Below are 25,996 nucleotides of genomic sequence, written 5' to 3'. Positions count from 1 at the left end.
TAGCAGCCACTTCGACCATCTACGCCGGATTTCCGAGGGTTTTCGGCGGATTGGTGCTCCGGACTGTGTAGCAGTTGCGTGGAGCAGACGCTCTCTGGGGACCGTCTTTTCGACGATCCCCAGCATTTTCAATGCTATGAGAACAAATGGTGCCCAGAAGAGGACTCGAACCTCCACGACCTTGCGATCGCCAGCACCTGAAGCTGGTGCGTCTACCAATTCCGCCATCTGGGCACGGGGTAGGCCGGCGCCTCTAGGGGAGGGCTGCGGGGTCTGTCAACGAACTTTTCGTCAGAAATTTTGCAACGCACCCAAGCCGCTTGCCGTTTGGCCCCGTGCGCGGCAATGGGGGCGCTCGTGAAATAAGAGGCAGGCATGAAGGAAAGGCTGGTAACGCTGATCGGCGGCGGAGGATTTCTCGGCCGCTATGTCGCGCAGGAACTGTACCGCACCGGCGCGCGGATCCGCATCGCGCAGTCGCGGCCGCGCGATGCCTTTTTCCTAAAGATCCTGGGGGGCCTGGGCCAGACCCAGTTCATCGCCGCTGACGTCACTCGGCCCGACACGCTGGCCCGCGCGATCGAGGGATCGGATCTGGTGGTGAACCTGGCCGGCACCTTCGGCCCGCGCATGCAGGCGGTGCATGTCGATGGCGCGCGCAACGTGGCGCAGGCCGCCGCGAGCGCGGGCGTCCAGGCGCTGGTGCACCTCTCGGCGATCGGCGCCGATCCGCACTCGGATTCGAACTATGGCCGTACCAAGGGTGAGGGCGAGCGCGCGCTGCGCGAGGCGTTCCCGAACGCCACCATTCTGCGCCCTTCCGTCGTGTTCGGGCGCGAGGACGCGTTCGTGAATCGTTTTGCGGGCATGATTTCGCTGCTGCCGGTGGTGCCGGTGGTGCGCGGCACTGCCCGTTTCCAGCCCGTCTATGTCACCGATGTCGCCCAAGCCGTGCTGGCGGCGCTGACCGACCCGGGTGCGCATGGGGGCAAGACGTACGCGCTGGGCGGTCCTGAGGTGCTCAGTCTTGCCGAGCTGCACCGTTGGATCGCCGGGGCGCTGGGCCGCAAGGTGCATTTCCTGGAGCTGCCTGATGCGATCGGCGGCATGCTGCCGATGCTGCCCGGTTCGCCGATCAGCAAGGATCAGTGGCGCATGCTTCAGCGCGACAGCGTCGTCGATACCGATGCCGAGGGGCTTGCGGCGCTGGGAGTCACCCCCACGCCGCTGCCGACGGTGGCGCCGGCCTGGCTGGTGCGGTTCCGCCGCAACGGCCGCTTCGGTTCGGTCGGCCGGACCGCCTGACGACCTTTATTGCGGCGGGGGCCGCGGCTTTAAACGGGGCGGGGAGAAGCGAATGAACGAGTATCTCGTGGCGATCCTGCTCGGCATCGTCGAAGGCATGACCGAATTTCTGCCGGTATCCTCCACCGGGCACCTGATCCTGGCCAGCGAGCTGATGGGCTATGACGCCGCGCAATGGGCGGTGTTCAACATCGCGATCCAGCCCGGTGCGATCCTGGCGATAGTGGCGCTCTATTGGCGCACCTTCCTTGCGGTCGGCCGCGGGCTGCTGTCCTGGGAGGCCAATTCGGTCAAGTTCGTGCGCAACCTGCTGATCGCCTTCTTCCCCGCCGTCGCGCTGGGTCTCGCCTTCAACGACCAGATCGAGGCGCTGCTCGAAAACGCAGTGATCGTCGCCTGGGCGCTGATCGCCGGCGGCATCGGCATCCTGGTGGTCGAGCGGCTGGCGCGAACCGAAAATGTGCTGGGCATCGCCGGCGTGTCGTTCGCCCAGTCGGTCAAGATCGGGCTGGTCCAGTGCATCGCGATGATCCCGGGGGTCAGCCGCTCGGGCGCGACGATCATGGGCGCGATGGCGCTGGGCATCGATCGCCGCACCGCCGCCGATTTCAGCTTCTTCCTGGCGCTGCCGACGCTGACCGGCGCGACTGTGCTGCAATTGTTCAAGCATCGCGACGCGCTGACCGCCGACAGCTTCGGGCTGATCGGTGTCGGCTTCCTGGTGTCGTTCGTCGTGGCGTTGGCAGTGATCAAGGCGTTCCTTGCGGTGGTCACCAAGCATGGCTTCGCGCCATTCGCCTGGTACCGGATCGTCGCCGGTGCGGCCGCACTGATTTGGCTGTCGATGCGATAAGTCCGTTTCGGGCTCTTCTTTGCTGCTGAAGAAGCTCGCGTCATAATAAGAAGAGGCGCAGCACACATAAAAGGACAGCATCACTTCCTTATTGTTCAAATCATGCGTGACTTTGTGGTTCCGCATCGCTAAACGTGCGGCATGGCAAATGATGCGATGCTGAAATTCGTGGGGCGTGAGCAGGTCTATCCGGCCAAGCGCGCGGCTGATTTGCGCGCGGAGGATTTCCGCGAGATCGCCAACCGCTATGCCGTTCCGGATGCTGAGGCGCAGGCGGGACGCTGCTCCCAATGCGGCGTTCCTTATTGCTCGGTGCACTGCCCGCTCCACAACCACATCCCCGACTGGCTGCGCCTGACGGCGGAGGGGCGGCTACAGGAGGCCTATCAGCTCTCCAACGCCACTTCGACCATGCCCGAGATTTGCGGCCGCATCTGCCCGCAGGACCGGCTTTGCGAAGGCAATTGCGTCATCGAATTCTCCGGCCACGGCGCCGTCACCATCGGCTCCGTCGAAAAGTTCATCACCGACAAGGCTTGGGAAGAAGGCTGGGTCGAGCCCGTGCGCCCCGGCCCGGACAAGGGCCAGTCGGTCGGCATCATCGGCGCGGGTCCTGCCGGGCTCAGCGCCGCCGAATATCTGCGCGAGATGGGCTATGCCGTCCATGTCTATGACCGGCACGACCGCGCCGGCGGGCTGCTCACTTACGGCATTCCCGGATTCAAGCTGGAAAAGGACGTGGTGATGCGCCGCGTCGCGCGGCTGGAGGAAGGCGGCATCGTCTTCCACACCAGCTTCGAGGTCGGCCGTGACGCCAGCCTCGACGCGCTGCGCAGCCGCCACGACGCGGTGCTGGTCGCCACCGGCGTGTACAAGGCGCGCGCGATCAAGGCGCCCGGCGTCGGCGCGCGGGGCGTGGTCGAGGCACTGGATTATCTCACCGCCTCCAACCGCAAGAGCTTTGGCGACGCGGTCCCCGCGTTCGACGATGGCAGCCTGAATGCGCAGGGTAAGCACGTCGTCGTGGTCGGCGGCGGCGACACCGCGATGGACTGCGTCCGCACCGCGGTGCGCCAGGGCGCGGCGTCGGTGAAGTGCCTCTATCGCCGCGACCGCGCGAACATGCCGGGCTCGCAGCGCGAAGTCGCCAATGCCGAAGAGGAAGGCGTCGAATTCGTCTGGCTGTCCGCGCCCGAAGCGTTCGATGGCGGCGACACCGTTACCGGCGTGCGCGCCTCGCGCATGCGGCTGGGTGCCCCCGACGCCACCGGCCGCCGCGCGCCGGAAGTCGATCCGGGCGGCGCGATGGACCTGCCTGCCGATCTGGTGATCAAGGCGCTGGGGTTCGAGGCCGAGGACCTGCCGAAAATGTTCGGTGCCGAGGCGCTGGGTGTCACCCGCTGGGGCACGCTGCGCACCGACGGGCGCACGATGATGACCAGCCTCGACGGCGTGTTCGCGGCGGGCGATATCGTGCGCGGCGCGAGTCTGGTCGTCTGGGCGATTCGCGACGGCCGCGACGTGGCGGCGCATATGCATGCCTGGATGCGGGCGCGTGCGGCCTCGGCCGTCCGCGCCGCTTGAAGGAACCCACCATGAAGACCGTGTTCGTCGCCCTGTTGCTGGGCACCGCCGCACTCGCGCCGATGCCCGCGCTGGCGCATCCCGTTGTTCAGGCGGCGAGCGCCAAGGCAGAGGCCGACCGGCTGGTCGGCGTGATGCTGAGCGACGCGGCGATGACCGACGTCGCCAGCCGCTCCTTTACCTATGGCATGGAGCAGCAGTTGGCGGGCGATCCGGCCACGCAGAAGCTGTACGCCGCCAATCCAGGAATGAAGGAGCATGTCGCGGGTCAGGTCCGCGCCGAGTTCCTGAAGGTCATGAAGGGCGAATTGCCCTCGCTGCGCAGCGACGTGGCGCGGCTGATCCAGGCAGACATGACCGCTGCCGAAATCGGCACCGCCCGCACGTTCCTGGAAAGCCCCACCGGGCGCAAGGTCGCCGCGCAGATGTACCGCTCGATCGGCGACAAGCCCGATCAAAGCCAGGAACAGATGCAGCAGGCCGCGATGGCGTCGCTGATGGGCTCGCTGACGCCCGAGGACTATCCCGCGCTGATGGCGTTCGGCGGCAGCCCGGCAGCGCAGAAACTTCAAACACTTAACCCCAAGATCACTGCCGCCAGCCAGGCTTGGTCGGCGCGCCTGATCGCCGCCAACGAAGCCCGGATGAAGACGCTCGCCGCCCAGTCCGCCGCGCAGTTCCTGAAGGGTAAGAAGCCGTGATCCGCGTCGACAAGATGCTGGCCATCGCCGCCGCGCTGGCGATCGGCACCACTAGCGCTGCCGCGCAGACCGCGCCCAAACCCGTCACGGCCCCGGTGGACCCCGCCCGCTTGAGCGCAGCCCGGCAAGTAGTGGCCCGGCTGATGCCCCCGGGTACCTATAAGCGGATGATGGACCAGAGCATGGGTCCGCTGATGGACAGCATGACGCAGTCGATGGGCCAGCTGCCGGTGCAGGAACTTGCCCGGCTGAGCGGCATCACCGCCGAGGAGGCCAGCACCCTGGGCACCGGCACGATCGAGCAGGTCATGGCGATCTATGACCCGCACTGGCGGGACCGGCTGAAGCGCAGCACCGACGCGATGATGGGCGGCATGACCGAGATCATGACGAACATGGAGCCGGCGATGCGCGAAGGCCTTTCGCGAGCCTATGCCCGTGAGTTCGTTCCCGCCGAGCTAGCGGAGATGGACCGCTTCTTCGCGACCCCGGCGGGTGCGCATTATGCGCTCAAGTCGCTCCAGCTCTTCATGGACCCGGAGATGATGAAGATCATGTCCGACATGGTCCCGGAAATGACCAAGCGCATGCCCGACATGATGGCCAAGGCCGAAGCGGCAGTCGCCGCCCTGCCCAAGCCGCGCAGCAACAGCGACCTGACGCCTGCCGAGCGTGCCAAGCTCGCCACGCTGCTCGGCGTTCCTGCCGACACGCTCAAGACCGACCCGGAACCGGCAGCGGAGGCGGAAGACGCGGAGGATTGATCCGCACTCGCCCGACCCTGCGCCTTAGGACAATTGCCATGACTATCGACCAGACCGAACGCGACCGCCTCGCCCGCGAAGGCATGTACCGCCCCGAATTTGAAGGCGATGCCTGCGGCGTGGGCCTGATCGCTGCGACCGATGGGCAGGCCTCGCGCCGCGTGGTCCAGTCGGCGATCGATGCGCTGAAGGCGGTGTGGCATCGTGGTGCGGTCGATGCGGATGGCAAGACCGGCGATGGCGCCGGGCTCCATGTCGACTTGCCGGTGCGGTTCTTTGACGACGCAATAGCGATGGGTGGGCACCGCGTGCTCCCGAACCGGCTCGCGGTCGGCATGATCTTCCTGCCGCGCACCGATCTGGCCGCGCAGGAAACCTGCCGCACCATTGTCGAGAGCGAGATCATCGAGGCCGGCTACACCATCTATGGCTGGCGCCAGGTGCCAGTGGACGTGTCGGTGATCGGTTTGAAGGCGCAGGCGACCCGGCCCGAGATCGAGCAGATCATGATCGCCGGGCCCCTTCCAGACGATCAGGATGAGGCCGAGTTCGAGAAGAACCTGTATCTGGTCCGCCGCCGCATCGAAAAGCGGGTGATCGCGGCGCAGGTCGGGGGCTTCTACGTCTGTTCGCTGTCCACCCGCTCGATCATCTACAAGGGGCTGTTCCTCGCCGAGAGCCTCAGCGAGTTCTACCCCGATCTGAAGGACGAGCGCTTCACCAGCCGCGTCGCGATCTTCCACCAGCGTTATTCCACTAACACCTTCCCGCAATGGTGGCTGGCCCAGCCCTTCCGGTGTCTTGCGCACAATGGCGAGATCAACACGGTGCGCGGCAACAAGAACTGGATGCTCAGCCACGAGATCAAGATGGCCAGCATCGCGTTTGGCGAGCAGAGCGAGGACATCAAGCCGGTGATCCCCGCCGGCGCGTCCGACACCGCGGCGCTGGACGCGGTGTTTGAGGCGATCTGCCGCTCGGGTCGCGATGCACCGACCGCCAAGCTGATGCTGGTGCCTGAGGCGCCGGGCGACGACACGCCCGAGAGTCATGTCTCGATGTACAAGTACCTCGCCAGCGTCATGGAGCCGTGGGACGGTCCCGCCGCGCTCGCGATGACCGATGGCCGCTGGGCCGTCGCCGGGGTGGACCGCAACGCGCTGCGCCCCTTGCGTTACACCCAGACCGCCGACGGGCTGCTGATCGTTGGGTCGGAAACCGGCATGGTGCCGGTGCCCGAATCCACCGTGATCGCGCGCGGCCGGATGGGGCCGGGGCAGATGATTGCGGTCGACTTGACGCAGGGCCGGCTGTTCACTGACGCAGAGATCAAGGACCAGATCGCCGGGGAAGCCGATTACGCAAAGATGATCGGCGACTTCCTGACGCTCGACGATCTTCCCGATGGCCCGGCGGATGCGCATTATGATCGCGCCGAACTCACCCGCCGTCAGGTGGCCGCCGGCCAGACGCTCGAGGATATGGAGCTGATCCTCGCCCCGATGATCGAGACCGGCAAGGAAGCGGTCGGATCGATGGGCGACGACACGCCGCTCGCGGTCATCTCGGACAAGCCGCGCCTGATCAGCCAGTTTTTCCGCCAGAATTTCAGCCAGGTCACCAACCCGCCGATTGATCCGCTGCGCGAGCGGCACGTGATGTCGCTCAAGACGCGCTTCGGCAATTTGGCGAACATCCTCGACAAGGAAGCCAATGCGTCCAAGGTGCTGGTGCTCGAAAGCCCGGTGCTGACCAACGCGCAATGGCATCGCCTGCGCGCCTATTTCGGTGCCCAAGCCGGCGAGATCGACTGCACTTTCGACGCGAAGGGCGGGCCGGAGGCGCTGCGCGTCGCGATCACCCGTATCCGCCACGAAGCCGAACAGGCAGTCCGCGCCGGCTGTACCGAGCTGTTCCTGACCGACGAGCATCAGAATGAGGACAAGGCCGCGATCGCCGGTGTCCTCGCCGCCGCCGCGGTCCACACCCACCTCGTCCGGCGGGGGCTTCGCTCTTACGCCAGCGTCAACGTCCGCTCGGGCGAATGCCTCGACACCCATTACTATGCGGTGCTGATCGGCGTCGGCGCGACGACCGTAAACGCCTATCTGGCCGAAGCCGCCATCGCCGACCGCCATGGCCGCAGCCTGTTCGGCGACCTCACCCTCGACCAGTGCCTCAAGAACCACCGCAAGGCGATCGACGAGGGGCTGCTGAAGATTTTGTCCAAGATGGGCATCGCCGTCATCTCTTCCTATCGCGGCGGCTATAATTTCGAAGCGGTTGGCCTATCGCGCGCGCTGGTGAACGACTTCTTCCCCGGCATGCCCGCCAAGATTTCGGGCGAAGGCTATGCCTCGCTCCATCTCTCGGCGATGATGCGGCACGAAGCGGCCTATGACCGCGCCGTCGCCGCGTTGCCGATCGGCGGCTTCTATCGCCAGCGGCATGGCGGCGAGACCCACGCCTTCTCCGCGCAGCTGATGCACCAGCTTCAGACCGCGGTGTCGACCGACAGCTATTCGAGCTACCTCTCCTTCTCGCGCGGCGTTCGCGACCTGCCGCCGGTCTATCTGCGCGACTTGCTCGAATTCAACTTCCCGCAGGAAGGCATCGCCATCGACCAGGTCGAAGCGATTACTGAGATCCGCAAGCGCTTTATCACCCCCGGCATGTCCTTGGGCGCGCTCAGCCCGGAAGCGCATGAGACGCTGGCTATCGCCATGAACCGCATCGGCGCCAAGGCGGTGTCGGGCGAGGGCGGCGAGGACAAGCTGCGCTACAAGCCGTATGAGAATGGCGACAACGCCAATTCGGTGATCAAGCAGGTCGCTTCGGGCCGGTTCGGCGTGACGGCGGAATATCTCAACGCCTGCGACGAGATCGAGATCAAGGTCGCCCAGGGCGCAAAGCCGGGCGAGGGCGGCCAACTGCCGGGCTTCAAGGTGACCGAGTTCATCGCCAAGCTGCGCCACGCCACCCCCGGCGTGACGCTGATCAGCCCGCCGCCGCACCACGACATCTATTCGATCGAGGATCTGGCGCAGCTCATCTACGACTTAAAGATGATCAACCCGCGCGCCCGGGTTTGCGTGAAGCTGGTCAGTTCGGCCGGCATCGGCACGGTCGCGGCCGGCGTAGCCAAGGCGCATGCCGACGTCATCCTAGTCGCTGGCCATGTCGGCGGCACCGGCGCGTCGCCCCAGACCAGTGTCAAATATGCCGGGACGCCATGGGAGATGGGGCTCTCCGAGGTCAACCAGACGCTCACCCTCAACGGCCTGCGCGGGCGTGTAAAGCTGCGCACCGATGGCGGGCTCAAGACCGGGCGCGACATCGTCATCGCCGCGATTCTGGGTGCCGAGGAGTTCGGCATCGGAACGCTCAGCCTGGTGGCGATGGGGTGCATCATGGTGCGCCAGTGCCATTCGAACACCTGCCCCGTGGGCGTTTGTACCCAGGACGAGAAGCTGCGCGCCAAGTTCGTCGGCACGCCCGAAAAGGTCATCAACCTGATGACCTTCATCGCCGAGGAAGTGCGCGAGATCCTCGCCAAGCTCGGCTGCACCAGCCTCGACGAAGTGATCGGCCGCACCGAACTGCTCCGCCAGGTCAGCCGCGGCGCCGAGCATCTCGACGACCTCGACTTGAACCCGATCCTCGCCAAGGTCGATGCGACCGATGCTGAGCGGCGGTTCTCCTTGAGCACCTTCCGCAACGAAGTGCCCGACAGCCTCGACGCGCAGATGATCAAGGACGCCGCGCCCGTGTTTGCCCGCGGCGAGAAGATGCAGCTCACCTACAGCGTGCGCAACGTTCACCGCGCGGTTGGCACCCGGCTGTCGTCCGAAGTGACCAACAAATTCGGCATGTCGACGCTTCAGGATGGGCACGTCCATGTCCGCCTGCGCGGATCGGCTGGCCAGTCGCTCGGCGCCTTCCTGTGCAAGGGGATTACGCTCGAAGTGTTCGGCGACGCCAACGATTATGTCGGAAAAGGCCTGTCGGGCGGCATCATTGTCGTGCGGCCGATGGTCAGTTCGCAGATTGAAAGTCGGCACAACACGATTCTCGGCAATACCGTGCTCTACGGTGCCACCTCGGGCCGGCTGTTCGCCGCCGGCCAGGCGGGAGAGCGCTTCGCGGTGCGCAACTCGGGCGCCGATGTCGTGGTCGAGGGCTGCGGTGCCAATGGCTGCGAGTATATGACCGGCGGCACCGCAGTGGTGCTCGGTGAAGTCGGCATGAACTTCGGCGCCGGCATGACCGGCGGCATGGCGTTCATCTACGACGCGGAAGCCAATTTCGACCGCCGCGCAAACCCCGAGAATATCGTCTGGCAGCGCGTCGCTTCGGCGCATTGGGAAGTCAGGCTGCGCGGTCTTGTCGAGGCGCATGCCGACGCCACCGATAGCAAATGGTCGCGCGGCCTGCTCGAGGATTGGGAGCGCAGCCTGCACCATTTCTGGCAAGTTGTGCCCAAGGAAATGCTGACCCGTCTCGCGCATCCGCTCGACGACACGGTGGAAGCGGTAGCCGCGGAGTAGCTAAGGCGTCATCCCGGCTCAGGGCCAGGAGGTGACAAAGAAGAATGGGGGGCAACTTTCCGCTCCCCGTTCATCGGCTGCTAAGCTGCTGTAATTGATATATATGCCATCCTGCCGACTCGGGAGAATGACATGCGTCCCCTTTTCATCGCCGCCGCAGCGCTTTGCGGGATCGCCGCGCCCGCCGCCGCCCAGACTGACACTAAAGCCGAAGCCGCGGCCCGTGCGCTCAGCAACCCGCTGGTGCAGGAAGGCGTGGCGATGATGGTCGATCAGATCGCCGGCATCGTACTCGACACCCGTGTCGGGCCGATCGCGCGCTATGTTGATCCGGAGGGCGATGTGCGGCCCGCCGACACGCTGGGCGACGTCCAGCGCCGCCGCGACCCGCACTTCCAGGCCAAGCTGCACGCCGGTACCCGAAACGCAGTCCGGACTGCGGGGGCGGTCGCCAACGACGCGCTGGCGATGGGCGATGAGCTTGGCCGCACCGCTGCGCGCCTCCAGGCAGCGCTAGCCCCGTTCACTGCGATGCTCGCCACCGATAATTGATCTAGAAGCGCTGGACGCGCCGCGCGCTGCGGCTCAATAGAGCCGCATGTGGCAGCTTCTTCAATTCCCGCTATGCCCCTTTTCGCGTAAGGTTCGCCTGCTGCTGGGCGAAAAGGGCGTGGCGTACGAGCCTGTGCGCGAATCCCCCTGGATGCGCCGCGACGAGTTCATGGACCTGAACCCGGCCGGGCAGGTGCCGGTGATGGTCGACACCGAACGCGGCGTGACGCTGATCGACTCTTCGGTGATTTGCGAGTTCTTTGAGGAAACCGTCGACAAAGCCGCGATGCTCAACGGCACGGCGGTCGACCGCGCCGAGATCCGCCGGCTGACCCTTTGGTTCGACACCCAGTTCTTCAGCGAGATCACCGCGCCGCTGTTGCAGGAACGCATGCTCAAGCGGTTGGTGTACAAGCAGTCGCCCGATGGCCAGGTGCTGCGCGCCGCGATGAAGGCGGCGGTCGGGCATCTCGACTATATAGACTACCTGCTCGATCACCGTACCTGGATCGGCGGCGCGACGATGAGCCTTGCCGACCTCGCGGCCGCCGCGCAGATCTCGATCGCCGACTATCTTGGCGGCATCGACTGGAAGAGCCACGAACAGGCTAAGCGCTGGTATATCGGCATGAAAAGCCGCCCCAGCTTCCGCCCGCTGCTTTCTGAACGGATGGAGGGCATTCCGCCACCCGCTGATTACGAAAAGCTCGATCACTAGAGCCGCCGCTGGCAATCCATTGGGCGTGAAGATACGGAACGCTTCGCCTCCGCCCCGGTTGTCCGCCCATCCACGCGGCGATACGGACCTTTTGATGCTGGCACCGCAACCCTCGATCAGTCCCCAGGAACGCGAGCGGGCCGCCCGCAACCTGCTGATCGATGCTGCCGCCGCCACGGCGATCGGCGCGCTGAACAGCGGCGTGGTGCTGCTGGCGCTGGCGATCCATATCGGCGCAACCAACAGCGAGATCGGCCTGCTCGCCGCCATCCCGCTGCTCACGCAGATTCTCCAAGCGCCCACCGTGAAGCTGGTCGAGCGCCTCCGCCGCCGCCGGCTGATCTCGGTTACCTGTGTCTTCTTTGCGCGCCTCGCGCTGCCGACCTATGCCGCGGTGCCCTTCATTCCCGACCGAGACGTCGCCGCCGGCGTGCTGCTCACCGCCGCGCTGCTCCACTATGGCCTCAACGCGGTGGGCGCGTGCAGCTGGAATAGCTGGATGCGCGACTTGCTGCCGCCTGAGCGCCTCGGCCAATTCTTCGCCCGCCGCGGCGTGTACGGCACGCTGGTGAGCACGTTCGCAACCGTCGCGGCGGCGGTGGCGCTGGAATGGACCAGCGGATCGCACGCGCTGGGCGACCGCATCTATTCCAGCCTGTATCTGGTCGGGTTCGTGTTCGGGCTGATCAGCACTGCCTTCCTTGCAATGGTGCCCGAGCCGCAGATGCCCCAGGGGGGTCCTACCGCCTCGCTCTACAAGCTGCTGCTTCAGCCGCTCAAGGACCGCAACTTCCGCAACATGCTGCGCTATCTCGCCAGCTGGCAGTTCGCGGTGAACCTGGCGACGCCCTTCTTCACCGTCTATTTCGTCCGCGAACTCGGCTTCTCGATGAGCTTCGTGCTGATCCTCACGGTGGTTAGCCAGCTCGCAAGCGTCAGCGTCGTGCGCGGGTGGGGCCAGCTGAGCGACCGCTTCGCCAACAAGTCGGTGCTGTCGGTGGCGACGCCCCTGTTCATCCTGTGCATCGCGGGCATGGCCTTCACCAGCAACATCGATGGCATGGCTGGCCGCGCGGCCTATCTGATCCTGCTGCACATCGTCATGGGCGCGGCGAGCGCCGGGGTGGGGCTGGCATCAGGGAACATCGTCATGAAGCTCAGCCCGGAGGGGATCGCCACCAGCTACATGGCGGCCAACGCACTGATAAGTGCCGTCGCCGCCGGCTCGGCGCCGATCATCGGCGGCTGGGCGGCAGACTTCTTCGCCAAGCGCCAGCTACGCCTCAATCTGGAATGGGTGAGCCCCAGCGGCACGAATGCGCTGTTCGGCCTGGTATTCACCCATTGGGAGTTCTTCTTCCTGCTCTCTGCGCTGCTCGGCCTCTACACGCTGCACCGCCTGACGATCGTCCAAGAGCCCGGCGCCGTCGAAGGGCGCGAAGTGGTCGGCCATGTCTGGACCTCCGCACGCCGCACGCTGCGCAACGCGTCATCGGTCGCGGGGCTGCGCATCGGCGTGGCGTTCCCGGGCGGCGACCTGATCCGCGCGCGCCAGGGTAAGCGCGTGTCGATCTTCGCGCTGCTGGAAAGCACCAAGCGCCGCCTGGGCTTCGGCGCGACCGCCATGGCCACCGCGCTCGACGCCAGCTTCCGTGAGCCCGAACCCGACGCCAGCTTCGACGATCTGCTCAAGCAGCTCGACAAGATTAACTGAGGCCTGGCTACTCCGCCGCGATCGCCGAGCCGAAGTCCAGTTCGGCCTGCGCTACGGGTGCAAAGCTGCGGCGATGGTGCGGCGTCGGCCCCAGGCTGCGTAGCGCCTCTTGATGGACCTTGGCGCCATAGCCCTTGTTCGACTTCCAGCCATAGCCGGGATGCACCGCGTCGAGTTCGGTCATGATGCAGTCGCGGCGGTGCTTGGCGACGATGGATGCCGCGGCGATCGACAGGCACAGCGCGTCGCCGCTCACCACCGCCTGGCTCTGATGATCCCAGTCCGGACAGCGATTGCCGTCGACCAGCACAAAGGCGGGGCGGAAGCCGAGCGCGTCGACTGCGCGGTGCATTGCCAGCATCGTGGCCCAGAAAATGTTGATCGTGTCGATCTCTTCGACGCTGGCAATGCCGACGCCCACCTTTGCGCAGGCGAGCAACTGCGCGCACAGATCGGCGCGCTTGGCGGCGTTCAGCACCTTGGAATCGTCGATGCCCTCGGGAATGCACTTGGGATCGAGCACCACGGCCGCGGCGACCACCGGCCCGGCCAGCGGCCCGCGCCCGGCCTCGTCGACGCCGGCCACCAGCCCCTTATGCAAGCGCTTGTATTTTCGTTCGAACTTGAGGTCAGGCATCTTCCAGCCGCCATGGTGGAAAGCGGCGCATCTCGCCAGCCTGATAGAGGCGGATCGCATTGCCCGCGGGATCGGTCAGCCGGGCCTCGCGCCAGCCCCATTTCTCGTCGCGGGGCTCCTGGTCGAACTTGACGCCCTGCTGCTGGAGATAGGCGACGGTGACGTCTAGGTCGCCGCACTCCAGATACACCACTGGCGCGGTATAGACCGGATCGGTCGCCACCGAAAACGTCGCGCCGCCCTCAGTCTCGAACCGGGCATAACGCGGGCTGGCGCGGACGACTTGGCGCATCCCCAGCAGCCGGTAGAAGCGCTCGCTCGCGGCCAGGTTGCTGGTCGGCACCGTCACCTGGTTCAGCATCGGCTCGAAAAAGCTCATATTGCTGTCCAGCCGCACTGCCTGCTGCCCCATCGGACCGTGCCCGCGGCCAAGCCCCGGGGCTTCGCGCATCGCGATACGGACAAAGCGGCGCGCGCGCGTAACCGCCTCGGGCAGGTCCCATTCCTGCGCCAGGCCGCATGCGATCGCTGAAGACAACGTGCAGCCGGTGCCATGCGTCGCGTCGGTGTCAATGCGTGGATCGCTCCAGCTGATCTCGGGCGGGTCCTCGGGATCGACCGAATAGAGCCGGTCGGTGACGTCGGTGCCAGCGCGGTGTCCGCCCTTCACCAGCACCGCGCAGCCATGCGCGTGCACCAGCGCCTGTGGATCGCGACCCAGCGCTTCGAGCTCGGGCAAATTGGGGGTGACCACAGTGGCGCGGTCCATCAGCCGCTCGAACGCGGCGATCGTCGCCTCGTCGGCCAACCGCGCGCCGGTCGACGCGACCATCACCGGGTCGAACACCACGGGGATGCCGGGCAGCTCGTCCAGCTTCTCGGCCACCGCCAGCGCCGTGCGTGCCGAACCGATCATGCCGATCTTCACCGCGTCGACGCCGATGTCGCGCACCACCGAATCGATCTGCGCCAGCACCATGTCGGTCGATATCGCGTGCACCGCCTGCACGCCCACCGTGTTCTGCGCGGTCAGCGCGGTGATCGCGGTCATGGCATGGCCGCCCAGCATGGTGACGGTTTTGATATCGGCCTGGATGCCGGCGCCGCCGCCGGAGTCCGAACCCGCAATGATCAGCACGCGTGGCGTCATGTCTCAGCCTTTGAACTTGCGTTCGGTGGACGCGGGATTGCCTTTCAGCGCCTGGCCCACTCGCGCCGGCCGGTCGAGCAGCTCGCCGCCGCAATTCGTACAGGTGTCGTCCAGCGCGTCGGTGCAGTCCGCGCAAAAGGTGCATTCGAACGAACAGATAAACGCGCCGGCTTCATCCGCCGGCAGGTCGGTGCCGCAGCGTTCGCAGTCCGGACGCATCGCCAGCATCAGGCCGCAGCCTGGCGCACGGCGTCGCAGATCCGGTCCACAAGGGATTCGACCTGGGCCCGGTCGTCGCCCTCGGCCATCACGCGGATCACCGGCTCGGTGCCTGATGCGCGGATGACCAGCCGGCCGCTGCCGTCGAGTTCCGCTTCCGCCGCCGCGATCACGTCTTTGACGCGAGCATCGTCCAGCGGCTTGCCGCCGGCAAAGCGCACATTCTTCAGCAACTGGGGCAGGGGGTCGAAGCGGTGCAGCACTTCGCTGGCCGGCGCCTTGGCGCGGACGAGCTCGGCCAGCACCTGCAGCGCGGCGACCAGCCCGTCGCCGGTGGTGGCGTAATCGGACAGGATGATGTGCCCCGATTGCTCGCCGCCCACATTGTAGCCCGAACTGCGCATCTTCTCGAGCACGTGGCGGTCGCCCACGCTGGTGCGGATCAGCCCTAGCCCCTGTGCTGAGAGATGCCGCTCCAGGCCCAGATTGGACATCACTGTCGCAACCAGCCCACCACCCGCCAGGCGCCCCTGGCGTGCCCAGCCGCCGGCGATCAGCGCCATCAGCTGGTCGCCATCAACCACCTTGCCGGTCTCGTCGACGACGATCAGGCGGTCGGCGTCGCCATCCAGCGCGATGCCGATATGCGCGCCGGAAGCCACCACCGTCTCGCACAGCGTCTGAGGCGCGGTGGACCCGACGCCATCATTGATGTTCTTGCCATTGGGCGTGACGCCGATCGCGATGATCTCCGCGCCTAGCTCCCACAGGGCGGAAGGCGCTACCTGATAAGCGGCGCCGTTCGCGCAATCGATGACGATCTTGAGCCCGTCGAGCCGCAGATTTTCCGGGAACGTGGATTTGGCGAAGTGGATGTAGCGCCCCTGTGCGTCGTCCACGCGCCGGGCGCGGCCGATCTCGCTGGACGGGGCAAGCTGCACGTCACCGTCGATCAGTGTCTCAATCGCAAGTTCGTCGGCATCAGACAGCTTGAAACCGTCGGGGCCGAACAGCTTGATGCCATTGTCGGCATAGGGATTGTGGCTGGCCGAGATCATGACGCCCATGTCGGCGCGCATCGATTGAGTCAGCATCGCCACCGCGGGGGTGGGCATCGGTCCCACCAGTACCACATCCATGCCGACGCTGGTGAAGCCCGCCACCATCGCGTTTTCCAGCATATAGCCCGACAGGCGCGTGTCCTTTCCGATCACTACCCGGTGGCGATGCGCGCCGCGCAGGAAGTGGCATCCTGCTGCCATGCCGACCTTCATCGCCATCGCGGCAGTCATGTTGGCGGAGTTGGTGGCGCCCCGGATTCCGTCGGTACCGAAATATTTTCTTGCCATACGTCGCGTTCTCACGCCCTTGTCGAAATCTCTGCCCGTCGTGATAGCGGCGAAAACCTCAAAGGGCGAGCATGTCGCAACCCACCCGCATTCTTCTTTCGTTGCTGGCCGGATTGGCGATCGGCGCCATGTTGGCGGCCTATTCGCCGCAAGGAGCGCTCGCCGCCGCCGCCTGGGCGCAGCCGGTCGGACAGGCTTGGCTGAATGGCTTGCAGATGACGATCGTGCCGCTGGTCGTCGCGCTGCTGATCACCGGCGTCACCGCGACGGCGGAAGCGGCGCAGGCCGGGCGGCTGGCCGGCCGGGCGATCGCGCTCTACGTCGTGCTGCTCTTCCTCTCGGCCGTCGCTGCGGCGCTGCTCACTCCGCTGTTCCTCCAGATCGCGCCGCTGCCGCAGGGATCGGCCGCCAGCCTGCGCGCCGCGCTGGCCGGCGCTGAGAAGATCGGCTCCGTGCCGCCGCTCGGCGAATTCCTAGCAGCGGTGATCCCCGCCAACATCGTCAAGGCCGCGGCGGAGAACGCGTTCCTGTCGCTGATCATCTTCGCGCTGATCTTCGCCTTTGCGATCACCCGGGTGGGGCAGGAGGCGCGCACGCTGCTGACCAGCTTCTTCGTCGCCGTGCGTGACGTCATGCTGGTGGTGATCGATTGGGTGCTGTGGATCGGCCCGGTGGGCGTGTTTGCGCTCGCGCTGGTGGTCGGCGCGAAGGCGGGCACTGGCGCGTTCGGCGCGCTGCTCCACTACATCCTGATCGTCTCAAGCGTCGGGCTGGTCATCACGCTGCTCGCCTATCCCGCGGCCGTGATCGGCGGCCGCATCGGCCTGGGCCGCTATGTCCGCGCGGCTTTACCCAGCCAGGCGGTGGCGATCAGCACCCAGTCGTCATTGGCAACGCTGCCCGTGATGATCGAAGGCGCGAGCGGCGTCGGCGTGCCAGTGGCCGTGTCGGGCGTCACCATGCCGCTTGCCGTCGCAATCTTCCGCGCTACCGGCCCGGCGATGAACTTTGCAGTGGCGATCTATGTCGCCACTTGGTTCGGCGTGCCGTTGCATCCCACCACGCTCGCCGTGGGCGCGGTGGTCGCGACGCTCACGTCGCTCGGGTCGGTCAGCCTGCCCGGCACCGTGAGCTATGTCAGTGCGATTTCCCCTGTGGCCGCGACCATTGGCGCGCCGATCACGCCCTTGGGGCTGCTGGTCGCGGTTGAAACGCTGCCCGACATCATGCGCACCGTCGGCAACGTCACTTGGGATCTCGCGACCAGTATCTGGCTGTCGCGCCGGGCCGGTGCTGTGCCCCGCGATAACCAAGACGAACTGCTCGCCCACCAGCGATAAAGGGCAGCTCGCCCGGCTGGTGCCGCTATTTAAGCAGCACCAGCTCCTCGGCCATCGTGGGGTGCAGCGCGACGGTCTGGTCGAACGCGTCCTTGGTCAGCCCGGCCTTCACCGCCACCGCCGCGGCCTGGAGGATCTCCGGCGCGTCGGGTCCGATCATGTGCAGGCCCACCACGCGCCCGGTCGTGCCTTCGCACACCATCTTGTACAGCGCGCGCTCGTTCCGGTCGGCCAGCACGTTCTTCATTGCGCGGAAGTCGGACTGGTACACCGCGATCGAGCCCAGCTTGTTCTTGGCCTCGCTCTCCGTCATGCCGACGCCCGCCATTGGCGGATGGCTGAACACCGCGTTGGGGATGCAGCTGTAATCCACCTTGTGCGGCTTGTTGCCAAAGATCGTGTCGGCAAACGCCTGGCCCTCGCGGATCGCTACGGGTGTCAGCTGCACGCGGTTGGTGACGTCGCCCACCGCGAAGATGCTGTCGACCGAGGAGCGGTTCTCGTCGTCGACCTTGATCGCGCCCATGTCGTCGATTTCCACCCCGACGTCCTCCAGCCCCAGCCCCTTGGTGTTCGGCACGCGCCCGGTGGCGAACAGCACGCAATCGACTTCGATCGGCTCGAACTTGCTCAGCTCAACACGCAGCGCCCCGCCTTCGGTCTGCTCGATCTTGCGGAATTCCGAATGGAAGCGGAAGTCGATCCCCTTGGTAATCGAGATCTGGAGCAGCCGGTCCCGGATCGAGTGATCATAGCCGCGCAGGATCACGTCGGTGCGGTTCACCAGCGTCACATGGCTACCCAGTTCGTTGAAGATGCCGGCGAATTCGTTGGCGATGTACCCGCCGCCCGCGATCAGCACGCGCTTTGGCAGCTTGTCGATATGGAACACCTCGTTCGACGTGATGCCCAACTCGCTGCCCGGAAATGCAGGCACCAACGGGTGCGCACCGGTGGCGATCAGGATGTGCTTGGCCGATACCTTGCGCCCGCTGGCGAGCGTCACTTCGTTCGGTCCGCTGACCGTCGCGCGCTCTTGGAAAACCTCCACCTGGTTGTTGTGCAGCGTCTGGGTGTACAGTCCGTTCAGCCGGTCGACATCGGCGAGCACATTGTCGCGCAACGTCGCCCAGTCGAAATGGCAGTCGGGGACGTCCCAGCCGAAGCGGCGCGCGTCCTTCAGATCCTCGGCGAAATGCGCTCCGAAGATCAGCAGCTTCTTGGGCACACAGCCGCGAATGACGCAGGTGCCGCCGACCCGGTATTCCTCGGCCACCGCCACCCGCGCGCCATGCGCCGCCGACACGCGCGAGGCGCGCACGCCGCCCGACCCTGCGCCGATGACGAACAGGTCATAGTCAAAGTCGGGCATGGCGGTTCCGGATCCTGCTGGTCGTAAAGCGTCGATATGGTGGCGGGCGACGGTGAATGCGAGCCGGGTTCAGCGCTTGCGGACGAACTCCGCGCGCAGCACCAGGCCCTTGATGCCCTCATATTTGCAGTCGATCTCCTGCGCGTCGCCGGTCAGCCGGATCGACTTGATCAGCGTGCCGCGCTTGAGCGTCTGGCCCGCGCCCTTGACGGTCAGATCCTTGATGAGCGTGACCTGATCACCGTCCTGGAGCAGGTTGCCGACCGAATCGCGTACCTCCACAGCATCGCTCGCCGCCGCGTTTACGGCAGCCTCGGCGGCGGGGACCCATTCCCCGCTCGCCTCGTCATACACGTACTCGTCGTCCTTCATTCGCCGAACGCCCGGCGCATCAGATCGGTGGTGGACGCGTCGAAGCTGCCGCCCTGGTCCGCAGCCTTGGCCATTTCCTTGCCGAGTTCGACGCCGAACTGGTCGAACGCATTGATGCCCAGCAGGACGGCATTCACGAAGGTGCGCTGTTCGTAGAAGGCGAGCAGCGCGCCCAGGGTGCGCGGATCGAGGTCGTCAAGCAGCAGCGTCGAAGAAGGGCGGTTGCCCGGATAGGCGCGCGCCTTGTCCTCGGCATCGCGGCCAGCCATCAGCGCCGCGCCTTGCGCGAACATGTTGAGCAGCAGCTGGCGATGATGCGCCTCGGGCAGCACGTCGCCTGCCTCGATCACGCCGACGAACTCCAGCGGCACCAGGCGCGTGCCCTGGTGGAGCAGCTGGAACACCGCGTGCTGCGCATCGGTGCCGACGCCGCCCCAGGTGATCGGCGCAGTCGGCCAATCGACTGGCTGGCCGTCGGCGGTCACGCGCTTGCCGTTCGACTCCATCTCCAGCTGCTGAAGATAAGAGGGCAGCAGCCGCAGCCGCTCGTCATAAGCGAAGGTCGCGCGCGTTTCGCAGCCGAGCGCCTGGGTATAATACAGGTCGGCAAAGGCGGCGAGGACGGGAGCGTTCTCCGCCAGCGGAGTCAGGCGGAAGTGGCGGTCCATCTCGGCTGCACCTTCCAGCATCTCCTCGAACGCGGTCCAGCCGAGCGCCAGCGCGGCCGGAAAGCCGATCGACGACCAGAGCGAGTACCGCCCGCCGACGGACTCGGAGAAGGGCAGAACCCGCGTTTCGTCCACGCCCCATGCGATCGCCTTCTCCGGCGCGGCGGTCAGCGCGATCACCTTGCCATAGGGATCCTCGACGCCGCCCTCGGCAAGCCAGGCGAGCGCGCTCTCGGCATTGAGCATCGTCTCGGTGGTGGTGAAGGTCTTCGACGCGACTGCAACGATCGTGGCAGCGGGGTCGAAGCCCTTGACCGCCTCCTCCAGCGCGACACCATCGACATTGGAAACCACGGCCACGTCGTACCGGTCGGCCTCGCGGCCGAGCGCGTCGACCAGCAGGTCGGGACCCAGTGCCGATCCGCCGATGCCGATATGGACGATGTGGCGTACCGGGCCGAGCGCATCGGCTTCGATCGCGTCGATCAGCGCGCGCATCCGGGCGTGGAAGCCCTTGGCCAGCGCCACGCTCTCGGGCGCGCCTTCGCCGCGCTGTGCGGTGTGTTCGACTGCGCGGCCTTCGGTCACGTTGATCGCTTCGCCAGCGAACAGTGCGTCACGCTTGGTGGCCAGCCCCATCTGCTCGGCCAGCGTGGTGAACGCCTGCACGGCCTGCGGCGTCAGGTGGGTTTTGGACCAGTCGAAATGGATGCCGGCAACATCCGCTGACAGGGTCGCGACACGGCTCGAATCACCCTCGAACAGCTGCGCCAAGGTCTGGCGCGGAAGGTTCCGGATGGGCGACCAGTCGGGCAATGCCATGTTCATCTCCTGTAAGGCAGCATCTGGCCCACGCCCCTACGCGCCCGAAACGGTCGCGACCACCCGTATTCATCGGCTTGACGCCACCCTTCAGCCCAAGCAGAGCACATCCATGGAAAACGCGCCTTCCGCCGAACCCACCGACCAGCCCGCGCGCGCTGCCGCAAAGCCGGCGCCGCCCAAGTCGGAATGGCGCGATCTCGCCACCTTCCTGGTGAAGCTGGCGCTGATCGTGTTCGTGGTGCGCAGCTTCATTTTCTCGCCCTTCTCGATTCCCTCCGAATCGATGCTGCCCCGGCTGCTGATCGGCGACTATCTGTTCATCACCAAATGGAACTACGGCTATTCCAAGCATTCGCTGCCGTGGAGCCTCCCGCTGATCCCGGGCAGGATCCTTCCGGGCACGCCGGCGCGCGGCGACGTGGTGGTATTTAAGGCGCCGCCGGGTAACGACACCGATTGGATCAAGCGCGTCATCGGCCTGCCGGGCGACACCGTGCAGATGCAGAACGGCCAGCTGGTGCTGAACGGCAAGCCGGTTCCCAAGCAGGCCGTCGCCAATTTCGTCTTGCCGATCACGCCGAACTTCCAACGGTGCCAGCCGCAGTTCGAGCAGGTCGATGCAAAGGGCAATCCGATCTGCTCGATCCCGCGCTTCCGCGAGACGTTGCCGAACGGCAAGCAATATGACGTGCTCGACCAAGGCATGTTGCCCAAGGATAATACCGGCGTTTACACCGTTCCCGCAGGCCATGCCTTCATGATGGGCGACAACCGCGACAATTCGATGGACAGCCGCTTCAGTCATGAAGAGGGCGGCATCGAGTTCGTGCCGCTGGAAAATGTCGAAGGCAAGGCGATCGTCAACTTCTGGTCGACCGACGGCAGCGCCAATTGGCTGCTCCCCTGGACCTGGTTCACCGCCGCGCGCTGGAGCCGGATCGGAGAAGGCTTCTGAGCGCGCAGCCACTGGGCGACTGGCTGGGCAAGATTTTCGGCCGCAAGCCGGGCGCGCTCGCCGCCTATGAGCGCGCGCTGACCCATGGCAGCCAGGCCGCTGAAAATTACGAGCGGCTGGAGTTCCTGGGCGACCGCGTGCTCGGCCTGACCATCGCCGAATGGCTGTTCGAGCGCTTCCCGCAAGAACCCGAAGGTGCGCTGTCGCGGCGTTTGAACGCACTGGTCACCGGCCCGGTCTGTGCCGAGGTCGCGCGCGAACTGGGCGTCGTACCGTATCTCCGCCTGGGCAAGCAGGCACGCGAGGATGGCGCAGCCGACAGCGACAATGTGCTGGGCGACGTCATCGAGGCGCTGATCGGCGCTTATTATCTGGAACACGGCTTCGAGGCGGCGCGCGCGTTCGTCCGCAAGGCGTGGGACGACCGTGTCGACGTGCACACCAAGGCGCCGAAGCACCCCAAGTCCGCACTCCAGGAATGGGCTGCGGCCCACAACCGCCGTGCGCCCGAATATGAGGTTGTCGACCGCTCGGGTCCGAACCACAGCCCGCGCTTCAAGGTGAAGGTCGCGGTCGGCAAGCTGGCCGAGGCCACGGGTGAGGGCACGTCCAAGCAGGAGGCGGAGACTGCGGCGGCCGAGGCGCTGTTGCAGCAGCTGGGAGGCTGATGCGCGGGCACCATCTTTCCATCCAGATGGAAAGGTGGTGCCGCAGGCAGCGTCCCCCGGCGCCGTTCGCCCCGAGCTTGAAGATCACGCTGATCCGTCGTGACTGGAACTGCATCGCCGCCTCGGCAAAAAAGAAGAACGGCCCTTCGACAAGCTCGGGGCTAACAGAGTAGGAGGCAGGCCATGTCTCTCGAAACTGCAAAACAACATTGTGGGCTGGTCGCGATCGTCGGGGCGCCCAACGCCGGCAAGTCCACCCTGGTCAACGCCCTGGTCGGCCAAAAGGTCGCGATTGTCTCCCCCAAGGCGCAGACCACGCGCACCCGGCTGATGGGGCTGGCGATCCAGGGGGAGACTCAGCTGCTGCTGGTCGACACGCCCGGCATCTTTACCCCCGAGCGGCGGCTCGACCGGGCGATGGTCGCCGCCGCATGGGACGGTGCCAAGGACGCGGATGTCATCGCGCTGGTGGTCGACGCGAAGGGCGGCATCGGTTCAAAGGTTCAGACGATCGTCGAGAACCTGGCGAACCGGCCCGAGCCCAAGATCCTGATCCTCAACAAGGTCGACATCGCCGACAAGCCGCGCCTGCTCGGGCATGCCGCCAAGCTGAACGAGTCGTTCGCGTTCGAGGAAACCTTCTTCGTGTCGGCACAGACCGGCGACGGGGTGCCCGAAATGAAGGCGGCGCTCGCCGCGCGCATGCCGGAGGCACCGTGGCACTTCCCCGAGGACCAGGTCTCCGACGCTACCGACCGCATGCTTGCTGCCGAAGTGACGCGCGAGCAGCTCTACCTCCAGCTCCATGCCGAGCTTCCCTATGCGTCGGCGATCGAGACGGAGAAGTATAGCGAGCGCGAGGACGGCTCGGTCGAGATCCACCAGCAGATCCTCGTCGAGCGCGACACCCAGCGCGCGATCGTGCTGGGCAAGGGCGGCACCCGGATCAAGGAAATCGGCGCCCGCGCGCGCGCCGAGCTGTCGCGGGTGATGGGCGTGCCCGTTCACCTGTATCTGCACGTCAAGGTAAAGCCGGGCTGGGAGAACGACCGCTCGCTGTACCGTGAGATAGGCCTCGACTGGGTCGAGTAACCGCTCAGCCGCCCAGCACTTCGGCGACCCAGGCCGGCACCAGCGTGCCGGCCGGGCCCATCCGGCTCTCGTCGAACCAGATGCTGCCGTCAGACGGGTCGAGATTGAGTTCCAGGGTTTGCGCGCCGTGATGCTTGGCAGTGCGGACGAACCCGGCGGCGGGATAGACCGCGCCCGACGTGCCGATCGACACGAATAGATCGGCGTTCGCCAGCGCGGCCTCGATCGCGTCCATGTGGTACGGCATTTCCCCGAAGAACACGATGTCGGGCCGCAGTGCCGGCGCATGGCAGCTCGTGCAGGATGTCCCGGGCGGAAGTGCTGCCTCCCATCGTGTCCGCGTTCCGCACGACGCACACAGTGCGGACATCAGCTCACCGTGCATGTGGAGCATGCGCGTCGATCCGGCACGCTCGTGCAGATCATCGACATTCTGCGTGACCAGCATCAGCGCGCCGGGCCATTCAGTATCAAGCCGGGCAAGCGCCTGATGCGCCGGGTTGGGCTGCACACCGCTCACTCCGGCGCGGCGCTCGTCGTAGAAGCGGTGCACCAGCTCAGGCTGCCGCAACAGCGCCTCGGGCGTGCAGACATCCTCCACCCGATGCCCCTCCCACAGCCCGCCGGGGCCGCGAAAGGTCGCAACCCCGCTCTCAGCAGACACGCCGGCGCCGGTGAGGATCACGATATTTTGAAGGTCGCGCATACCGCGCATATAACCATGACCGATCGCCCCCGCCACGTCGCCGCCGCATTTGCCCCGCAGCTTCGCCTTTGAACCTTAGGGAAAGACGGGCCATGCTGATCGCCGCGCTGCTCTCGCTCGCCGTCCAAGACCGCCTGTCCGTCTTTCCCGGGGGAGACGAGGCAATCCCGCCGGTCCTTCCGAAACGCAGCTGCCAGCCCAAGCCCGGCGAGGATGTGGTGGTGTGCGGCAACGCCGATCCAGACCGCTTCCGCGCGCGGCTGGTGGAGGATGGGCGCTATCGTGAAAAGCCGCTGCGTCCCGAGTTCAACATTGCCGGTGTTGGCAAGGCGGACGTCCAGGCGGTGCAGCGCACCTTTCCGGGTGCCAGCGCGCCAGGCATGATGTTCTCCCTCAAGATCCCGCTCGGCAATAGGAAGGACGACGAATAACCCTGTCGTTCGCGCGCCTGCTGGTGCAAAAGCGCGGCCATGACGAGCATCGGCATCTTCGGCAGCATGGGACGCATGGGATTGGCGATCGCGGAGATCGCGCCCGAGCTCGGCGCACCGGTGGCCGGCGGTTGCGACATGAGCGGTGATCCCAACGAGCTTGCCCGCAAGTCCGACACGCTGGTCGACTTCTCCGCGCCCGCCGCGCTGGAGGCGCATCTGGCGGCGGCCCGCGCAGCCGGCACGCCGATCATGATCGGCACCACAGGGCTCGGCGCGCGCCATCACGCCATGATCGACGAAGCCGCGCGCGACATCGCCGTGCTTCAGACCGGCAATACGTCGCTAGGCATTGGCCTGCTCTCGCACCTCGTACGCGAAGCCGCCGCGCGCCTTGGTGCCGATTGGGACATCGAGATCGTCGAAATGCATCACCGCAACAAGGCGGACGCCCCTTCGGGTACCGCGCTGATGCTCGGCGAAGCCGCAGCGCAAGGCATCGGCACGACGCTGAGCGAAGCCGGCGTGCAGGGCCGTGCCGGGCTTACTGGCCCACGCGCCGCGGGCACCATCGGGATGGCGGCGCTGCGGGGCGGTTCGGTGGTCGGCGATCACAGCGTGATCTTCGCCACCGCCGGTGAGCGCATCGAATTCACGCATCGCGCCGACGACCGCGCGATCTTCGCGCGCGGTGCGGTTCGCGCGGCCCTATGGCTCGCCGGCCGTGCTCCGGGCCGCTACACGATGGACCAGGTTCTCGGCGTGTGAAGAAAGCGGACGTCGTCCAGTTCTTCGCCCGGCTGGCGGAGGATAATCCGCACCCCGAAACCGAGCTGGAATATGTCAACGCCTTCACCTTGCTGGTGGCGGTGGTGTTGTCGGCGCAGATGACCGATGCCGGCGTCAACAAGGCCACCCGGCGGTTGTTCGCACAGGCCGATACGCCCGAAAAGATGCTGGCGCTGGGCGAGGATGCGCTCAAGGAGCACCTCAAGACGATCAACTTCTACAACACCAAGGCCAGAAACGTTCTGGCGCTCAGCCGCGCGCTGATCGAGCAGCATGGCAGCGAGATCCCCGCCGATCGCGCATTGTTGGAAGCGCTGCCCGGCGTCGGCCGCAAGACCGCGAACGTGGTGCTCAACTGCGCCTTCGGGCGCGAGACCTTCGCCGTGGACACCCACATTTTCCGCGTCTGCAATCGCACCCGTCTTGCGCCCGGCAAGACCCCCCTAGCGGTCGAGCTGAAACTCGAGAAAGCGGTGCCCGAGCCCTTCCGCCTGCACGCGCATCATTGGCTGATCCTGCACGGTCGCTACACCTGCAAGGCGCGCACCCCCGAATGCTGGCGCTGCCCCGTCGCCGATCTCTGCCCCTTCAAGCCAAAGACGCCGCCGCCCGAAGCGCGCAAAGTCCGGAGCAAGCAAGCCGCATAAAGCGGCTGGCGTCCCGCGCCGGGCTTTGCTAGTCGCCA

Annotated in this window: 24 protein-coding genes and 1 tRNA gene; 16 read left to right on the top strand and 9 right to left on the bottom strand. The window is 66.1% G+C overall.

Going from position 1 to position 25,996, the window contains the following annotated elements:
* Positions 1-147: 147 nt before the first annotated feature.
* Positions 148-234 (bottom strand) — tRNA-Leu (locus tag FHT02_RS16005).
* 141 nt (positions 235-375) lie between these two features.
* Here FHT02_RS16005 and FHT02_RS16000 point away from each other — a divergent pair.
* From FHT02_RS16000 to FHT02_RS15960, 9 genes are all read left to right on the top strand, one after another.
* A complete protein-coding gene (locus FHT02_RS16000) occupies positions 376-1,305 on the top strand; it encodes a complex I NDUFA9 subunit family protein (RefSeq protein WP_184089869.1) in 930 nt (309 codons plus the stop codon).
* A gap of 52 nt (positions 1,306-1,357) precedes the next feature.
* Entirely contained in the window at positions 1,358-2,158 is an 801-nt protein-coding gene (locus FHT02_RS15995; protein ID WP_184089866.1) for an undecaprenyl-diphosphate phosphatase, read from the top strand.
* A 141-nt stretch (positions 2,159-2,299) separates the two neighbouring features.
* Complete coding sequence (locus FHT02_RS15990) at positions 2,300-3,742, top strand: NAD(P)-dependent oxidoreductase (protein WP_184089863.1); 1,443 nt, start codon at positions 2,300-2,302, stop codon at positions 3,740-3,742.
* A gap of 11 nt (positions 3,743-3,753) precedes the next feature.
* Entirely contained in the window at positions 3,754-4,443 is a 690-nt protein-coding gene (locus tag FHT02_RS15985) for a DUF2059 domain-containing protein (RefSeq protein ID WP_184089860.1), read from the top strand.
* Complete coding sequence (locus FHT02_RS15980) at positions 4,440-5,207, top strand: DUF2059 domain-containing protein (RefSeq protein ID WP_184089857.1); 768 nt, start codon at positions 4,440-4,442, stop codon at positions 5,205-5,207. The genes FHT02_RS15985 and FHT02_RS15980 overlap by 4 nt, the downstream gene beginning before the upstream one ends.
* Before the next feature lie 38 nt (positions 5,208-5,245).
* Complete coding sequence (gene gltB, locus FHT02_RS15975) at positions 5,246-9,754, top strand: glutamate synthase large subunit (protein ID WP_184089854.1); 4,509 nt, start codon at positions 5,246-5,248, stop codon at positions 9,752-9,754.
* Between the two features lie 132 nt (positions 9,755-9,886).
* Positions 9,887-10,306: a hypothetical protein gene (locus FHT02_RS15970; protein WP_184089851.1), complete on the top strand. Its 420-nt coding sequence runs from the start codon at positions 9,887-9,889 to the stop codon at positions 10,304-10,306.
* Positions 10,307-10,352: 46 nt separating this feature from the next.
* On the top strand, positions 10,353-11,024 hold the full coding sequence (locus FHT02_RS15965) for a glutathione S-transferase family protein (protein ID WP_184089848.1): 672 nt from the start codon (positions 10,353-10,355) through the stop codon (positions 11,022-11,024).
* A 94-nt stretch (positions 11,025-11,118) separates the two neighbouring features.
* Positions 11,119-12,738: an MFS transporter gene (locus FHT02_RS15960; protein ID WP_184089845.1), complete on the top strand. Its 1,620-nt coding sequence runs from the start codon at positions 11,119-11,121 to the stop codon at positions 12,736-12,738.
* 7 nt (positions 12,739-12,745) lie between these two features.
* On the opposite strand, the gene FHT02_RS15955 is transcribed toward FHT02_RS15960, so the two are convergent.
* The 4 genes from FHT02_RS15955 to glmM are packed head-to-tail and all read right to left on the bottom strand — an operon-like array spanning position 12,746 to position 16,093.
* Positions 12,746-13,375, bottom strand: coding sequence for a ribonuclease HII (locus FHT02_RS15955; RefSeq protein ID WP_184089843.1), 630 nt, complete (start codon positions 13,373-13,375; stop codon positions 12,746-12,748).
* Positions 13,368-14,525, bottom strand: a complete 1,158-nt coding sequence (gene thiD / locus FHT02_RS15950; protein WP_184089840.1) for a bifunctional hydroxymethylpyrimidine kinase/phosphomethylpyrimidine kinase — start codon at positions 14,523-14,525, stop codon at positions 13,368-13,370. Before thiD ends, FHT02_RS15955 begins: the two co-directional genes overlap by 8 nt.
* A 3-nt stretch (positions 14,526-14,528) precedes the next feature.
* On the bottom strand, positions 14,529-14,753 hold the full coding sequence (locus FHT02_RS15945) for a DUF1272 domain-containing protein (protein ID WP_184089837.1): 225 nt from the start codon (positions 14,751-14,753) through the stop codon (positions 14,529-14,531).
* Positions 14,753-16,093, bottom strand: coding sequence for a phosphoglucosamine mutase (gene glmM / locus FHT02_RS15940; protein ID WP_184089898.1), 1,341 nt, complete (start codon positions 16,091-16,093; stop codon positions 14,753-14,755). Before glmM ends, FHT02_RS15945 begins: the two co-directional genes overlap by 1 nt.
* A 71-nt stretch (positions 16,094-16,164) precedes the next feature.
* On the opposite strand from glmM, the gene FHT02_RS15935 reads away from it, so the two are divergent.
* Positions 16,165-17,433, top strand: a complete 1,269-nt coding sequence (locus FHT02_RS15935) for a dicarboxylate/amino acid:cation symporter (RefSeq protein ID WP_184089834.1) — start codon at positions 16,165-16,167, stop codon at positions 17,431-17,433.
* A gap of 25 nt (positions 17,434-17,458) precedes the next feature.
* Here FHT02_RS15935 and gorA read toward each other — a convergent pair whose 3' ends face one another.
* The 3 genes from gorA to pgi all read right to left on the bottom strand — a co-directional run bounded on the left by gorA (position 17,459) and on the right by pgi (position 20,667).
* Positions 17,459-18,805: a glutathione-disulfide reductase gene (gene gorA / locus FHT02_RS15930; RefSeq protein WP_184089831.1), complete on the bottom strand. Its 1,347-nt coding sequence runs from the start codon at positions 18,803-18,805 to the stop codon at positions 17,459-17,461.
* Between the two features lie 69 nt (positions 18,806-18,874).
* Positions 18,875-19,177, bottom strand: a complete 303-nt coding sequence (locus FHT02_RS15925) for an alkylphosphonate utilization protein (RefSeq protein WP_184089828.1) — start codon at positions 19,175-19,177, stop codon at positions 18,875-18,877.
* Positions 19,174-20,667, bottom strand: coding sequence for a glucose-6-phosphate isomerase (gene pgi / locus FHT02_RS15920; RefSeq protein ID WP_184089825.1), 1,494 nt, complete (start codon positions 20,665-20,667; stop codon positions 19,174-19,176). Before pgi ends, FHT02_RS15925 begins: the two co-directional genes overlap by 4 nt.
* Before the next feature lie 112 nt (positions 20,668-20,779).
* On the opposite strand from pgi, the gene lepB reads away from it, so the two are divergent.
* The 3 genes from lepB to era all read left to right on the top strand — a co-directional run bounded on the left by lepB (position 20,780) and on the right by era (position 23,385).
* Entirely contained in the window at positions 20,780-21,625 is an 846-nt protein-coding gene (lepB, locus tag FHT02_RS15915) for a signal peptidase I (protein WP_184089822.1), read from the top strand.
* A complete protein-coding gene (gene rnc, locus FHT02_RS15910) occupies positions 21,622-22,293 on the top strand; it encodes a ribonuclease III (RefSeq protein ID WP_425506447.1) in 672 nt (223 codons plus the stop codon). The genes lepB and rnc overlap by 4 nt, the downstream gene beginning before the upstream one ends.
* 183 nt (positions 22,294-22,476) lie before the next feature.
* Complete coding sequence (gene era, locus FHT02_RS15905) at positions 22,477-23,385, top strand: GTPase Era (RefSeq protein ID WP_184089819.1); 909 nt, start codon at positions 22,477-22,479, stop codon at positions 23,383-23,385.
* A 4-nt stretch (positions 23,386-23,389) separates the two neighbouring features.
* Here era and FHT02_RS15900 read toward each other — a convergent pair whose 3' ends face one another.
* Positions 23,390-24,091 (bottom strand): NAD-dependent deacylase, encoded by a 702-nt coding sequence (locus FHT02_RS15900; RefSeq protein ID WP_184089816.1) that lies wholly within the window; start codon positions 24,089-24,091, stop codon positions 23,390-23,392.
* Between the two features lie 92 nt (positions 24,092-24,183).
* Between FHT02_RS15900 and FHT02_RS15895 the strand changes: the two genes are divergently transcribed.
* Genes FHT02_RS15895 through nth form a run of 3 tightly spaced genes read left to right on the top strand, consistent with a single transcriptional unit; the run spans position 24,184 to position 25,958 of the window.
* The gene (locus tag FHT02_RS15895) at positions 24,184-24,522 is read left to right on the top strand and encodes a hypothetical protein (RefSeq protein ID WP_184089814.1); all 339 of its coding nucleotides are present in this window, start codon (positions 24,184-24,186) and stop codon (positions 24,520-24,522) included.
* A 39-nt stretch (positions 24,523-24,561) separates the two neighbouring features.
* The gene (dapB, locus tag FHT02_RS15890; RefSeq protein WP_184089811.1) at positions 24,562-25,290 is read left to right on the top strand and encodes a 4-hydroxy-tetrahydrodipicolinate reductase; all 729 of its coding nucleotides are present in this window, start codon (positions 24,562-24,564) and stop codon (positions 25,288-25,290) included.
* Positions 25,287-25,958: an endonuclease III gene (nth, locus tag FHT02_RS15885; protein WP_184089808.1), complete on the top strand. Its 672-nt coding sequence runs from the start codon at positions 25,287-25,289 to the stop codon at positions 25,956-25,958. Before dapB ends, nth begins: the two co-directional genes overlap by 4 nt.
* Positions 25,959-25,996: the final 38 nt, after the last annotated feature.

Source organism: Sphingomonas xinjiangensis, from assembly GCF_014199255.1.
Lineage (GTDB): Bacteria > Pseudomonadota > Alphaproteobacteria > Sphingomonadales > Sphingomonadaceae > Sphingomonas > Sphingomonas xinjiangensis.
The sequence above is the reverse complement of the archived record's forward strand: the minus strand, read 5'-3'. Positions and strand labels throughout refer to the sequence as shown.